This window comes from Kutzneria sp. NPDC052558 (assembly GCF_044547355.1).
Classification (GTDB): Bacteria; Actinomycetota; Actinomycetes; order Mycobacteriales; family Pseudonocardiaceae; genus Kutzneria.
This window is the reverse complement of sequence record NZ_JBIUAG010000068.1, coordinates 1-14,288: the sequence shown is the minus strand read 5'-3', so window position 1 is coordinate 14,288 and position 14,288 is coordinate 1. Positions and strand designations below refer to the sequence as shown.

The window sequence follows — 14,288 nt, the reverse complement described above, 5'->3', positions numbered from 1 at the left end:
ACGATGTGGCAGTGATGGGTGACGCGGTCCAGCAGCGCTGTCGTCATCTTTGCATCCCCGAACACGCTCGCCCACTCGCCGAAGCTGAGATTGGTCGTGATCGCGACGCTCGTGTGCTCGTAAAGCTTTGAGAGCAGATGGAACAGCAATGCACCACCGGTCTGGCTGAACGGCAGATAGCCCAGCTCATCGAGAATCACCAGATCGACGTACATCAGCTTGTGGGCGACCTGGCCTTGTTTGCCGATGGACTTCTCCTGCTCCAGGGCGTTGGTCAGCTCGACGGTCGAGAAGTAGCGCACACGCTTGCCGTGGCGCTGTACGGCTTCGATTCCGATCGCTGAGGCGAGGTGCGTCTTGCCAGTGCCCGGACCACCGATGAACACGACGTTGTGCGCGCTTTCGAGGAACGACAGCTCGCTCAGTTCGCGCACCAGCGCTTCGTCGACGTGTGCCTGCGCGAAGTCGAAGCCCTTCAGGTCGCGGTGGGCCGGGAAGCGCGCAGCGGTCATTTGATAGGCGATCGAGCGCACCTGCCGTTCGGCGGTTTCAGCCATCAACAGCTGCTTCATGAAGCGCTCCGGCTCGAAGTCAGTGTGGCGCGACTGCGCGAGCAGCTCCGGCCACGTGCTCGCCATGCCGTGCAGTTTAAGACCCTTGAGCTGGGCCGCGATATCGTTAGACATGACGATCCTCCGGTGGGTTGGCACGCAGCGTCTCGTAACGGTTCACGTCGGCCGCGGGCTCTTCCTTGAGCTGGAGTTTCGTCGTGGCGAGGCTGCCATTCGTGACGGGCGCCTTCAGCCGGCTCAGCACGTTCAGGACGTGCTCTGCGCTGGGGCGTCCTGAATCCAGCGCAGCCTGTACGGCGAGCAGCACCGCATCGAGCCCGTGTTCGCGCACCGCAGCGAGCACCTGCGTCATGACGCGATCGCCGCCCGGGTGTTTCAGCAGATGCCGCTGCAGCAGTTGCAGCGGCTGCGGCATCGTGATGAACGGTGCGCCGTTGCGCAGTGCGCCGGGTTTGCGCTCGACCAGCGTGACGTAGTGGCGCCAATCGTAGAAGGTCATGTGCCGCTCGAAGCTGCGTTCGTGGCGTGCGATCTCCTGGGCGTTGGCGACGACGCTGAGATATGCCGGATAGCAGCGCACGCTCACCAACTGGTTCGTGTACTCGGTGGGCACGCTGTAGCGGTTGCGTTGGAAGTGAATCAGGCTGGTCGACGAGACTCGCAGGGTCTGCTCGATGTAGCCGTCGAACGGCCGTGGATTGGGCATCAGCCGGGTACGCTCGTCCTGCAGCACATCCTCGACTGTCAGCTCAGGCCACTGCGGGTGCCGCATGTGCCACGCCTCACGACACTGACCAGCGACCCATTCGTTCAGGATCTCCAGCGTTTCCCAGCGCCGTAGCGCTGCTTCGTGCCAAATCTGACGTCGCCGGTCCTGAACGTTCTTCTCGACGATGCCTTTCTCCCAGCCTGCAGCCCGGTTGCAGAACTCCGGCTCGAACAGGTAGTGACTGCACATCGCTTCGAAGCGCGCGTTGACCGCACGCTCCTTGCCGCGGCCAACCTTGTCCACGGCGGTCTTCATGTTGTCGTAGATGCCGCGCCGCGGCACGCCGCCGAACGCGGCGAATGCGCGGGCGTGCGCATCGAACAGCATCTCGTGACTCTGTGTGGGATAGGCGACGAGCCAGAACGCGCGGCTGGAGTTAAGTTTGACGTGGGCGACCTCCAGGCGTCGCCGTAGCCCGCCAACAAACGCGTATTCGCAGCTCCAGTCAAACTGGAAGGCTTCGCCGGGTTCGAAGGCGAGCGGCACGAAGGCCTTCCTGCGAGGCGCCTCAGCCTGCTCCTCGTGCCAACGCCTCACGAACGCGCTTACGCGGCCGTAGCTGCCGGCGTAACCCTCGGCGCGGATCGCCTCGAACATGAACCGGGCGGTGCGCCGGTCACGCTTCGGGCGATGACTGTCGGCACGCAGCCAACCTGTCAGCTGTGCGGCCCAGTCGTCGATGACGCTCGGGCTGACGCGCTTCGGATACTTCGGCTCGACGGCATCAGTCTGCCGCAGCCAGCGGCGCACCGTGTTTCGGGACAGGCCCGTACGCCGCGCAATCTCGCGCAACGGGACCTTCTCGCGGAAATACATCCGCCTGATCTTGGCCAATATACCCACCGTGATCACCTTTGTATCCCCTGCTCAAAGATTGAGCAGAGCATTCAATCACGTGGGTCAAAATTCGATGAAAATTTCCAGCTCTAGTGGGTCAGTTCTGCCCGGACATCAACAATAGCGCTACTTCGTGAGGCGCTCGGTCTACTTGCCGGCAGTAGTTAGAAGAGGGCATTCATTCCGATCCATGACAGGCACATATGAGCAGCCTCGCCGATACATGGCCGACTGAGAAATCGTGATGCTCTGCAGCTATCGCCGGGTTTTGTACACGCGCTTAAACACGACGCGGTCGCCGAACATCTTTTGTATGAGCAGGCTAAGCCCAACAAACACCACTGCACCTGTAACCCAGCCACCTACTGACATGGACTCGGGCAGGTGGCGATGCGCTTGATAGCCCGCGAACGCGGCAGCAAGTAGCGCCGCGCCGAAAAGTCCTCTTGCGGGCCCATACTCAACTTCAGCCTGACACCCGGTGCAAACCGTCGCGCCGCGCGGAACCCCAGTGCGGCAGTGAGTACAAGTCATATTGCTCATTATTTTCACGATCTAGGCTATGGAACCACTCGACTGCAACACGCAGTGAGCCCCTTTAAGCGCATAACGACATAAAGGTAAAATTCTTTAGACGAATTCGCAACGTCTCAACATACGAATTTTGGATCACGCAATTTTCGTGATCAGCAGACCGATTTTTGAAACGATACTCCGCCAAACTATCTGAGCTCAGGCAGTGGGATCGAGGGCCGGCTGCTCTAAGGCGATCGTATCGACGACGGACTGCAGTTCGCATAGCAAATCCGCTTGTTGGGCTTGCAGGTACTGGCGCACGGATTCGTTCTCAAGCAGCCTCGCGAGATAGCCCTTTGCGAGCACGAGGTTGAGCACGTCCTGTCCATAAGTCTGCTCGACCACCTTGTACTGCCCCTGCAGATTGCTCATCTCCCGCTCCATCTTCGCCATTTGCTCGGGGCTCACGCCGGCAAGCTTCCTCGGTTTCTTCCCTTCGACCAGCCGCGAAGCCGGCGTCGCAACGAGCAACGCTTCAGCGTACGAGACGGACAGGTTGTTTGCTGCCACCATGAGCTCAACACATTCGACTTGCCGCGTCGGCTTCATCTTCCGGAGCGCTCGCGCGAGCTCCGGCGAAAACTGCCGGTCCTTCAGGAGCTCGGTCGCTTCAGCGCAAATCCCATCCAGCAATGCCATCCTCTTGATGATCTGAGACACATCTACCGACAGCGCCTTCGCCAACCGCTCCGGGGACACACCTCGTTCAACCGCCCGACGAATCATGAAGTGCTCCTGGATGGTCGATAGTCGATTGACGCGGTTGTTGTACGTGTAGCTCTCGTCGTCAGTTGCAACTAGACAGGACACGGTGTTGAACTGGAGCTCCTGCAACGCGATCAATCGCAGATGCCCATCGAGCAGGACGTGGTTGCCCGATGCCTGGTCGACCGGCGTAACGGAAAGCGGCTCGATCAAGCCCACCTCTTCGATGGAGCTTCTGATTTGCTTGAACTTTCGCGAGTTCATCATGCCGGCAGGCGTGCGTCGCGATGGCAAGATGCTCGCGATTGGAACGGAAAGTGGTTCGGGAATGAACCCAAGTGCTACGCCGGTCATGCTGGACTCCCGCTCGGCCATACACGTTCTGCCAGATACTTCGGCAAAGTCGCTAGCTCCTCTCCGTCAGGCTCATGATGAACGCGTCTTCGTCGCTCACGCTCACCACAAGGGCTGGTATCGTCGTTTCGCCGAGTGATCGGAACGCCTTCAGTCGTCCCTCCCCACACACGAGAAGGTACTTCTCCACGCCACTGGCCGTTGCCCGCGGCGTGACCAGAATCGGCTTCTTCAGGCCGATCGTCTTGATGTTGCTGACGATTTCGTCGAAAACTCGACCATTACGCTCGCGAGGATTGATCACCTCAATCTGGCTGATCGGGATCATCCGAACCTCACCGGGCTGTTCACGCTGAGTCATGCTCGTCTCCTCAGTCGAGCACGCTGTGCCATGCCGTATAAGTAGTCCAGCGTGTCAAAGCGATAGCTCTCGAACTCGATCGGATTCCAGTCCGCAAGGCTGATGCGAGGCTGCCAAAAGTCGATGTGCGGCAGCAGGTAGTAGTCGAGCGCAGTCGAGTTGCTCTGGTCCAGCCTGACTGCGACGGTGATATCCGGCAGCAGGCTCGTGTCGAACCGCACCTTCCAGCGGTTACGGCCGCTGCTGCGCACCTGACACCGTGACAGCACGATGCAGGCAGTGAATTCCCTATTCACGGTCAACAGGTCCGTCGCCGGATCACGCGACACGGATCCGCCGAGATCCGCAATCTTCTTTTCCGTCTCGGCAACGATCTCTGGGTGCAGTTGCCGAATGAAGCGGTTCGTCTCGATATAACGATAGTCACGGCCGGGCGTGAAGCCAACCGTCTGGTACGCACGAATCAAGCTACCGAAGCGATACACGTAGACCGAGGTGGACGGCATACCCTCCGTTTCGTCGATCACGACGCCGGATAGAAAGCCTCGGCTTCGATACAGGTTTCGCAGACGCTCGATAAGCTCCTCACTCGAGTAGCGCCGGGCCCGCGCCCGCATGATGCCCTGCGCTGTATAGAACGTTTCGCTCGGCACGAGGGGTTCGAACGCACCCTCCTTGCGTATCCACATCTCCGACGGATTCGTGACACGAGATTTCTTCAGCTTGAACGACACACGGTTGTAGACGTTGTTGCCGATGTACTTTTCGTTGGTCAGCACCTCCCGAATCGTTGCCCGAGTCCAGGGTCGCCCAAGGTCCGTCTGAACGTTCATGCCGTTCAGGCGTGCGGCGATCTCGTGCTCATTGAGTGACTCATTGATGAACCAGCTGTAGATCAGGTTGACGATACGCACCTCGCTATCCGGGCCTGGCATCAGAATGACGCGGTCCGTCTGCAGGCACTTGTGCTGGCCGCGTTGCAATTCCCCCTTCATGAGGCCATGTTCGTCCACGAGGATCCGGCGTAACGCATAGCCTGCAGGTCCGCCTTGCCGGAAACCGAGCTCGATCAACCGACACTGGCCAGCGAAGACCTTCGCTGACAACTCGCGGCTGTACTCACCGGCCATCGCACGCTTCACACCTTTGACGATCGTCGAAACTGGCGAGCCGTCGTTCTCGAACTGTTCAGCGCAATAGGCGACCTGGATGCCTGCACGCCGGCAGATGTACTCGTAATAGGCACTTTCGTCTGCATCCTGGAATCGTCCCCAGCGGCTTACGTCGTAGACGAGGATGACCTGGAAATCGGCCATGCCGGTTTCCACGTCCCGGATCAGTTGCTGCAGCGCCTGGCGCCCATCGATACGCAAACCGCTTTTACCTTCGTCGGCGTAGGTCCGCACGATCTCAAGATCGCGACGAGCAGCGTAGTCGCGAATGCGATCACGTTGATTCTCCGTCGAGTATTGCTGGTGCTCCGTCGACATCCGAACGTATTCAGCAGCCCGCATCCTGCAGGCCTGCTCGTCAACGGATTCGCATGTGCAATCGAGGTCCACGATCCAGCTCCGACTGGCAACCGCCCCTCGCTGCGCCATCCCCGGCATCGATTAGGGGATTTGTATCGGTGAACGCGTCGCGCCTTGCAATGACGTCGAATGCGAGCGAGTACACAGCCAAGGTAGCAGGCCATAGACTCTTTTCGTACACGTCATCTCTTTGCAATCACGCCGGAACCGGCCTTGGCTCAGATAGCACGGCGATGTGCACCGTCCACGCGTTCATCTTTGCAACGCCTGCCTCAACCGCGTTGCGCAGGATGTAGAACCCAGATGCCAACGGGCGACAGGCCGGCCACACGTCCATGTTTGCAATGGCACCAGCAGTCCGCCGTGCATTTCGTCGTCGCTGCATCGCGCAATTGCGATCGCGATAGGCCGGGTGCGTCTCGCGGTAGTGCCGCCAGTAGTCAGGATGTCGGGCCCGCCAGCTGGCCTGGGCGCGGATCTGGTTCTCGCGATAGTCGGGATCGACTCGCATGCGCTGGTGCTGCCATGCACGCCGGCGAGCACGCTGGCATGCCTTGGCCGAGCAAAAGCGTTGATGAGGGATGTGTGAGAGCGGAGTGAAGGGTGTGCCGCAGGCGGCACAGATCCGATCCGATTTCATGGCCGTACTCCACAGAGGATTCACAATGGGGTCGGCCGTGTTCGGGGCCAGGGTCAGTTGAAGCCAGCTCGCGGGACGCGGCGTCCCACCCTCGCAGATTTTCCGCCGCTCGCGATGCTCGTGCGATTCACGCCTATCAGTTCCACTCTCAGTTCGCGCGGCGCAGAGCCTTGTGCCGCGAGCCTCTGCGGTCCACCCGCAAAAATTTTCACGTTTTGTGGCGTGACTGCCGAGTTTTTTCACTATTCGCGTCAAAAAGCTCGAAACGCCGTGACAGAGTTAGTGAAAAACTCCAATAAATTCAATGGGGCGACTTTTCAACATTTACGACACCCGACACGTAGATAGCACAACCTGAAAGCAGACCCATAAGTTGAAAGCTTACCCGATCGTTCAGGGCTCCAGCCAGTACACTATTGAAGGCCGCGCCGTTGCGCTGGACGGGATGAAGACTGCATGTGGCGCATCGCTGATCGCCAGCCAACAAGAATTCTTGGCAAGCGAGTGATGCTCTCTGATTTCAAATGAATCGGGCCTTGCCCGCTTCACACGCATTTCCGTCGCTGAAATGCAAAAACCCCCGCCTTTCGGGCGGGGGTTTCTGGCTTAGGGAGCCTGACGATTACCTACTTTCACACGGGAATCCGCACTATCATCGGCGTAGAGTCGTTTCACGGTCCTGTTCGGGATGGGAAGGGGTGGGACCGACTCGCTATGGTCATCAGGCAAAGAGGGTTGTTGCGCTGGCTTCGCAGCACAACCAATCTTGGAAGAAGCAGTAATTTTGAGTTGTGTGTATCACACACGAGAATCCAACTTGTCGCTTTGGATCGCAGCCAGTGCTGTCGCACGGCGCCGATCTACAAGGCAGACTTGTTATAGGATCAAGCCTTACGGGCAATTAGTATCAGTTAGCTGAACGCATTACTGCGCTTACACACCTGACCTATCAACGTCCTGGTCTCGAACGACCCTTCAAGGGGATCTAGTCCCCAGGGATATCTCATCTTAAGGCGAGTTTCCCGCTTAGATGCTTTCAGCGGTTATCTCTTCCGAACATAGCTACCCGGCGATGCCACTGGCGTGACAACCGGTACACCAGAGGTTCGTCCACTCCGGTCCTCTCGTACTAGGAGCAGCCCCCTTCAAATATCCAACGCCCACGGCAGATAGGGACCAAACTGTCTCACGACGTTTTAAACCCAGCTCACGTACCTCTTTAAATGGCGAACAGCCATACCCTTGGGACCGGCTACAGCCCCAGGATGAGATGAGCCGACATCGAGGTGCCAAACACCGCCGTCGATATGAACTCTTGGGCGGTATCAGCCTGTTATCCCCAGAGTACCTTTTATCCGTTGAGCGATGGCCCTTCCATACAGAACCACCGGATCACTATGACCTGCTTTCGCACCTGCTCGACTTGTCGGTCTCGCAGTTAAGCACGCTTATGCCATTGCACTATCAGCACGATTTCCGACCGTACCTAGCGTACCTTCGTACTCCTCCGTTACGCTTTGGGAGGAGACCGCCCCAGTCAAACTGCCTACCATGCACTGTCCCCGACCCGGATCACGGGCCAAGGTTAGAACCTCAAACAAACCAGGGTGGTATTTCAAGGACGGCTCCACCGAAACTAGCGTTCCGGTTTCATAGCCTCCCACCTATCCTACACAGATCGGTTCAAAGTCCAATGCAAAGCTACAGTAAAGGTTCATGGGGTCTTTCCGTCTAGCCGCGGGTAGATTGCATCATCACAAACACTTCAACTTCGCTGAGTCTCGGGAGGAGACAGTGTGGCCATCGTTACGCCATTCGTGCAGGTCGGAACTTACCCGACAAGGAATTTCGCTACCTTAGGACCGTTATAGTTACGGCCGCCGTTTACCGGGACTTCAATCAAGAGCTTGCACCCCATCATTTAATCTTCCGGCACCGGGCAGGCGTCACACCCTATACGTCCACTTTCGTGTTTGCAGAGTGCTGTGTTTTTATTAAACAGTCGCAGCCACCAGTTTATTGCAACCCCTTCACCCTTCTGGCGCAAGCCAGTCAAGCTACAAGGGCGTACCTTATCCCGAAGTTACGGTACCAATTTGCCGAGTTCCTTCTCCCGAGTTCTCTCAAGCGCCTTAGAATACTCATCTCGCCCACCTGTGTCGGTTTGCGGTACGGTCATCATTAGACTGAAGCTTAGAGGCTTTTCTTGGAACCACTTCCAATTGCTTCGCTCCCTAAGGAGCTCGCGCCACACCCTTGAATTCCGCACCCGGATTTGCCTAAGTGCCTTCTCCAATGCAGCGACCGGGACTTCCAACACCCGGACAACCTTCCGCGATCCGTCCCCCCATCGCATCTAACAATGGTGCAGGAATATTGACCTGCTTCCCATCAGCTACGCATTTCTGCCTCGCCTTAGGGGCCGACTCACCCTACGCCGATGAACGTTGCGTAGGAAACCTTGGGCTTACGGCGAGGGGGCCTTTCACCCCCTTTATCGCTACTCATGTCAGCATTCGCACTTCCGATACCTCCAGCACCCTTTACAAGGCACCTTCGCAGGCTTACGGAACGCTCTCCTACCATGCGAGCAAAGCTCGCATCCGCAGCTTCGGTATATAGCTTAGCCCCGTTACATCTTCCGCGCAGGACGACTCGATCAGTGAGCTATTACGCTTTCTTTAAAGGGTGGCTGCTTCTAAGCCAACCTCCTGACTGTTTTAGCCTTCCCACTTCGTTTCCCACTTAGCTATATTTGGGGACCTTAGCTGGCGGTCTGGGTTGTTTCCCTCTTGACACCGGACGTTAGCACCCGATGTCTGTCTCCCGTGATTGCACTCTTCGGTATTCGGAGTTTGCTATGGCGGGGTAATCTGCAATAGACCCCCCAACCATGACAGTGCTCTACCCCCGAAGGTGAGACACGAGGCACTACCTAAATAGTTTTCGGAGAGAACCAGCTATTTCCAGGTTTGTTTAGCCTTTCACCCCTATCCACAGCTCATCCCCTAACTTTTCAACGTTAGTGGGTTCGGACCTCCAGTACGTGTTACCGCACCTTCATCCTGGCCATGGATAGATCACCTGGTTTCGGGTCTACGCCCAGCAACTGAACGCCCTATTCGGACTCGCTTTCGCTACGCCTGCCCTATACGGTTAAGCTTGCTACTGAACGTAAGTCGCTGACCCATTATACAAAAGGTACGCCGTCACCCCTTACGAGGCTCCGACTGTTTGTATGCATGCGGTTTCAGGATCTATTTCACTCCCCTCCCGGGGTTCTTTTCGCCTTTCCCTCACGGTACTGGTTCACTATCGGTCGATCACGAGTATTTAGCCTTGGAGGATGGTCCCCCCATCTTCAGACAGGATTTCACGTGTCCCGCCCTACTTGTCGCACACCTAGTTCTTTCATACTGTTTTCGCCTACAGGGCTATCACCTGCTATGGCCGCACTTTCCAGAGCGTTCGGCTAACAATACAAATAAAGAGTGCAAGGCTCATCCCATTTCGCTCGCCACTACTTTGGGAATCTCGGTTGATTTCTTTTCCTGCGGTTACTTAGATGTTTCAGTTCACCGCGTTCGCTTCGCATGGCCTATGTATTCAGCCATGGATACTCCAAAAGGAGTGGGTTTCCCCATTCGGACATCTACGGATCAAAGCTTGTTTGCCAGCTCCCCGTAGCTTTTCGCAGGCTACCGCGTCCTTCATCGCCTGTGATCGCCAAGGCATCCACCACATGCACTTGTTCGCTTGACCCTATAACGAGTCTGTCTCGCGACAGTCGCTACAGGTTGAGTTCTCGCGTTGTGCCGTATTCCAATTGAGTCAAACATAGAGTTCGAATCATCTTGAGATACATCGATACAATCACAACCCGGATAGTTTCCACGTCCATCTCAAGACGCTTCCGCTATCCAAATTACTTACTTCTTCCAGATTGTTAAAGAACGACAGCCGATACATACTACGTATCACTCTGACTGGCTCAATCGCCAATGCAAAATTCTCGGTTCAGTGTCTGAACCAAGCCCTTAGCGTTGGTGATTGGTGGAGGCAGACGGGATCGAACCGACGACCCCCTGCTTGCAAAGCAGGTGCTCTCCCAGCTGAGCTATGCCCCCATGAGTACAGATAACCTCAGGTACTACAGCCTATCGGCATGGGTTGCTCGTAATCGCTAAAGCGCTAACGATCACCGACACGTCAGACAATGGTGGGTCTGGTTGGATTCGAACCAACGACCCCCGCCTTATCAAGACGGTGCTCTAACCGACTGAGCTACAGACCCCTGAGTCTGTCTTTAAATTTACAGCCGATAAGCGTGAGCGCTCAACTTTGCGAGAAGCTCTGGAAAGGAGGTGATCCAGCCGCACCTTCCGATACGGCTACCTTGTTACGACTTCACCCCAGTCATGAATCCTACCGTGGTGACCGTCCTCCTTGCGGTTAGACTAGCCACTTCTGGTAAAACCCACTCCCATGGTGTGACGGGCGGTGTGTACAAGACCCGGGAACGTATTCACCGCGGCATGCTGATCCGCGATTACTAGCGATTCCAGCTTCATGCACTCGAGTTGCAGAGTGCAATCCGGACTACGATCGGTTTTCTGGGATTAGCTCCCCCTCGCGGGTTGGCAACCCTCTGTTCCGACCATTGTATGACGTGTGAAGCCCTACCCATAAGGGCCATGAGGACTTGACGTCATCCCCACCTTCCTCCGGTTTGTCACCGGCAGTCTCCTTAGAGTGCTCTTGCGTAGCAACTAAGGACAAGGGTTGCGCTCGTTGCGGGACTTAACCCAACATCTCACGACACGAGCTGACGACAGCCATGCAGCACCTGTGCGCCGGTTCTCTTTCGAGCACTCCCACCTCTCAGCGGGATTCCGACCATGTCAAGGGTAGGTAAGGTTTTTCGCGTTGCATCGAATTAATCCACATCATCCACCGCTTGTGCGGGTCCCCGTCAATTCCTTTGAGTTTTAATCTTGCGACCGTACTCCCCAGGCGGTCAACTTCACGCGTTAGCTACGTTACTAAGGAAATGAATCCCCAACAACTAGTTGACATCGTTTAGGGCGTGGACTACCAGGGTATCTAATCCTGTTTGCTCCCCACGCTTTCGTGCATGAGCGTCAGTATTGGCCCAGGGGGCTGCCTTCGCCATCGGTATTCCTCCACATCTCTACGCATTTCACTGCTACACGTGGAATTCTACCCCCCTCTGCCATACTCTAGCCTGCCAGTCACCAATGCAGTTCCCAGGTTGAGCCCGGGGATTTCACATCGGTCTTAGCAAACCGCCTGCGCACGCTTTACGCCCAGTAATTCCGATTAACGCTCGCACCCTACGTATTACCGCGGCTGCTGGCACGTAGTTAGCCGGTGCTTATTCTTCCGGTACCGTCATCCCCCGACTGTATTAGAGCCAAGGATTTCTTTCCGGACAAAAGTGCTTTACAACCCGAAGGCCTTCTTCACACACGCGGCATTGCTGGATCAGGCTTTCGCCCATTGTCCAAAATTCCCCACTGCTGCCTCCCGTAGGAGTCTGGGCCGTGTCTCAGTCCCAGTGTGGCTGGTCGTCCTCTCAGACCAGCTACTGATCGTCGCCTTGGTAGGCCTTTACCCCACCAACTAGCTAATCAGCCATCGGCCAACCCTATAGCGCGAGGCCCGAAGGTCCCCCGCTTTCATCCGTAGATCGTATGCGGTATTAATCCGGCTTTCGCCGGGCTATCCCCCACTACAGGACATGTTCCGATGTATTACTCACCCGTTCGCCACTCGCCACCAGGTGCAAGCACCCGTGCTGCCGTTCGACTTGCATGTGTAAGGCATGCCGCCAGCGTTCAATCTGAGCCAGGATCAAACTCTTCAGTTTAAACCTGTTACTGTTTTCGGTTCAGTTAAGAACCGGTCGCTCACTCAAAGCTGACAGGAATATGAATCACTTCATAAACCTGACTTACTTTAGTGTGAGACTCTTGATACTTTCGCTATCTGATCCGAGGATCAGCTCGCTGCCATCAAGCGCCCACACTTATCGGCTGTTAATTTTTAAAGAGCATTCTGCGAGGAACTTCGTGTTTCCCGGCAGCGCTGCGTTTTCAGCAGCAGAGAAGCGAGATTATCAACCGTGTTTCGCAGCTCGTCAACAACTTTTTACACTACATCGTTGCGACTGCGGGGCTCAACTTCCAGGCCGGCTGCGCGCTTCAGACTCCAGCACACCACCCACCCTGCTTCCCTTCTCCCGCGCCGCGTTTCCGTTAGCGCGAAAGAGGCGTGATTCTAAGCACCCACCCCCAACTCCGCAAGCCCCTTTGTGAAAATATTTTGAAAAAGCCCCCGTGCGCTGACGCGCACGGGGGCTTGGGGCTCGACGGGCCAAATGGCGCCGCTCACCTGCGCGTTGCCGGCAACACTTCCCTCTATATATAGCGGTGCGTCACTTGCCGCCCACCGCAGCCTGCAGCTGCTCGACCGGCACCGCGTCGGCCATCGCCGTGTAGCCGGCGTCGCTCGGATGAATGCCGTCCCCGCTATCGTATCGACGCTGCAGCACGCTCGGGCGCGCCGCATCGCGCAGCACAGCATCGAAGTCGACCACACCGTCGAACCCGCCACCGCTTCGGATCCATCGGTTCACCTCAAGGCGGATCGCCTCACGCCCCGCCGGCAGCCCAGCCGGCGTCAACGTCGCGCCGAAGACCTTCACGCCCTGCCGGTGCGCCGCTTCGATCAGCCGGCGATAGCCGTCGATCAAGGATGCAGCCGTGACCTGCGTATGCGGGTGGTCGCAATCGAGCCCCGCGCGCGGCGGCATCGCCGCGAAATTGATGTCGTTGATCCCGATCAGCACGATCGCCGCCTTCACCCCCGCACGCGACAGCGCATCGCGCTCGAACCGCGAGGCCATCGACGTGCCGTAGCACGCCGAATCGCTGAGCAGCCGGTTCCCGCTGATCCCAAGATTCGCGACGCCGATCGACTCCGCCCCAGAGGCGGTCAGTCGACGCGCCAGTGCGTCCGGCCAGCGGCGGTTCCGGTTCACGCTCGAGCGCAGCCCGTCGGTAATCGAATCGCCGATCGCCGCTACGCTCGCGCGCGCCGAACCAGCCTCGACCGCGAGCTCGCTCACCCATGCATATTGAGTAAAGCGAGTGCGGAACAGCGCGGCGCCCGGATCACTCACGTGATCACCGGGTGCAGACACGTAATTGAACTGGTTCGACACGCGGTGCCAGACCGTCATCCGCTGGTTTGCCCCCATTTGGAGGCTGATCGCATAGGGTCGCCCGGCCGCCACGTCGATCGCCACCGGATCGCTTTCGAGCTCCTGGCCCGGCGCAAGCGTCACCGACGCCTTGCCGCCGAACCGGACCGGCACCGCCGCGCCGGCAAGCGCCGCTCCTTCTCCTGCGCGCGCGAGGCTCGCCGCCTCCACGACCAGCGGCGCACGGGAGTAGGCATTGCTGATGCGGATCCGCGCAGCACGCCCCGACACCGTCGGGTAGACGATCTGGCGCACGGCCCGTCCAGCCACGTCGGGCGCGCGATAGAGCGGCGGCGGTGCGGCAAGGTCGGGAATAGGCTGCAGCGCGGTCGCCCACGCCGCCACCCATCCGGCCGGCGCGGCCGAAGCCGACGCCACGGGCGGCGAGACAAAGACGGCCGCACCCAGCACGACTGCGGCGATACTGCTTCGAAATGACATCGGCAAAATCCTCGTCGGAAAGCGGGCATTGTGCCGCAGAAGACGCGAACCCCACGCGCCGGACCACCATCACCCCCTCCGATCGCGCCCCGACTTCGCTCGTTTACCCGAGTCTCGCCGCAAATCCACAACAAATTTATTAACCGACCGGTCGGTTGGTTTATACTTCGCACACATTCAACCGGACGAGAGCCTCGCCATGTACACGCAATCCCT

Annotated in this window: 8 protein-coding genes, 2 tRNA genes and 3 rRNA genes; 1 reads left to right on the top strand and 12 read right to left on the bottom strand. The window is 57.8% G+C overall.

Translation table 11 applies throughout. The features are described 5' to 3' along the window. The 6 genes from istB to ACIG5F_RS48890 all read right to left on the bottom strand — a co-directional run. The coding region (gene istB, locus ACIG5F_RS48915; protein ID WP_105815947.1) for an IS21-like element helper ATPase IstB at nucleotides 1–686 on the bottom strand (686 nt) is incomplete at its 3' end. Then, complete coding sequence (gene istA, locus ACIG5F_RS48910) at nucleotides 679–2,184, bottom strand: IS21 family transposase (protein ID WP_132020947.1); 1,506 nt, start codon at nucleotides 2,182–2,184, stop codon at nucleotides 679–681. The genes istA and istB, both read right to left, overlap by 8 nt. Before the next feature lie 726 nt (nucleotides 2,185–2,910). Beyond that, nucleotides 2,911–3,834 (bottom strand): plasmid partitioning protein RepB C-terminal domain-containing protein, encoded by a 924-nt coding sequence (locus ACIG5F_RS48905; protein WP_377384262.1) that lies wholly within the window; start codon nucleotides 3,832–3,834, stop codon nucleotides 2,911–2,913. A gap of 31 nt (nucleotides 3,835–3,865) precedes the next feature. Further along, nucleotides 3,866–4,174, bottom strand: coding sequence for a ParB N-terminal domain-containing protein (locus tag ACIG5F_RS48900; RefSeq protein ID WP_375805168.1), 309 nt, complete (start codon nucleotides 4,172–4,174; stop codon nucleotides 3,866–3,868). After that, nucleotides 4,171–5,688: a recombinase family protein gene (locus tag ACIG5F_RS48895; protein WP_375805167.1), complete on the bottom strand. Its 1,518-nt coding sequence runs from the start codon at nucleotides 5,686–5,688 to the stop codon at nucleotides 4,171–4,173. Before ACIG5F_RS48895 ends, ACIG5F_RS48900 begins: the two co-directional genes overlap by 4 nt. A 214-nt stretch (nucleotides 5,689–5,902) precedes the next feature. Next, a complete protein-coding gene (locus tag ACIG5F_RS48890; protein WP_232357157.1) occupies nucleotides 5,903–6,217 on the bottom strand; it encodes a hypothetical protein in 315 nt (104 codons plus the stop codon). Nucleotides 6,218–6,719: 502 nt separating this feature from the next. Here ACIG5F_RS48890 and ACIG5F_RS48885 point away from each other — a divergent pair. Beyond that, nucleotides 6,720–6,854, top strand: a complete 135-nt coding sequence (locus ACIG5F_RS48885; protein WP_198108122.1) for a PAAR domain-containing protein — start codon at nucleotides 6,720–6,722, stop codon at nucleotides 6,852–6,854. Between the two features lie 105 nt (nucleotides 6,855–6,959). Here ACIG5F_RS48885 and rrf read toward each other — a convergent pair. From rrf to ACIG5F_RS48855, 6 genes are all read right to left on the bottom strand, one after another. After that, nucleotides 6,960–7,072: ribosomal RNA gene (rrf, locus tag ACIG5F_RS48880) — 5S ribosomal RNA — on the bottom strand. A gap of 154 nt (nucleotides 7,073–7,226) precedes the next feature. Beyond that, nucleotides 7,227–10,108: ribosomal RNA gene (locus ACIG5F_RS48875) — 23S ribosomal RNA — on the bottom strand. Nucleotides 10,109–10,397: 289 nt separating this feature from the next. After that, nucleotides 10,398–10,473 (bottom strand) — tRNA-Ala (locus ACIG5F_RS48870). Between the two features lie 90 nt (nucleotides 10,474–10,563). Then, nucleotides 10,564–10,640, bottom strand: a tRNA-Ile gene (locus ACIG5F_RS48865). 63 nt (nucleotides 10,641–10,703) lie between these two features. Next, nucleotides 10,704–12,236, bottom strand: a 16S ribosomal RNA gene (locus ACIG5F_RS48860). The 16S, 23S and 5S rRNA genes sit together here with 2 tRNA genes alongside, the layout of an rRNA operon. A gap of 567 nt (nucleotides 12,237–12,803) precedes the next feature. Then, nucleotides 12,804–14,072 (bottom strand): SGNH/GDSL hydrolase family protein, encoded by a 1,269-nt coding sequence (locus tag ACIG5F_RS48855; RefSeq protein WP_105815073.1) that lies wholly within the window; start codon nucleotides 14,070–14,072, stop codon nucleotides 12,804–12,806. Nucleotides 14,073–14,288: the final 216 nt, after the last annotated feature.

Coding starts and splice junctions, on each gene's coding strand:
- ACIG5F_RS48905 (WP_377384262.1), bottom strand. CDS start 3,834: ATGGCCGAGCGGGAGTCCAGCATGACCGGCGTAGCACTTGGGTTCATT.
- ACIG5F_RS48895 (WP_375805167.1), bottom strand. CDS start 5,688: ATGCGGGCTGCTGAATACGTTCGGATGTCGACGGAGCACCAGCAATAC.
- ACIG5F_RS48855 (WP_105815073.1), bottom strand. CDS start 14,072: ATGTCATTTCGAAGCAGTATCGCCGCAGTCGTGCTGGGTGCGGCCGTC.
- ACIG5F_RS48890 (WP_232357157.1), bottom strand. CDS start 6,217: ATGCGAGTCGATCCCGACTATCGCGAGAACCAGATCCGCGCCCAGGCC.
- ACIG5F_RS48900 (WP_375805168.1), bottom strand. CDS start 4,174: ATGACTCAGCGTGAACAGCCCGGTGAGGTTCGGATGATCCCGATCAGC.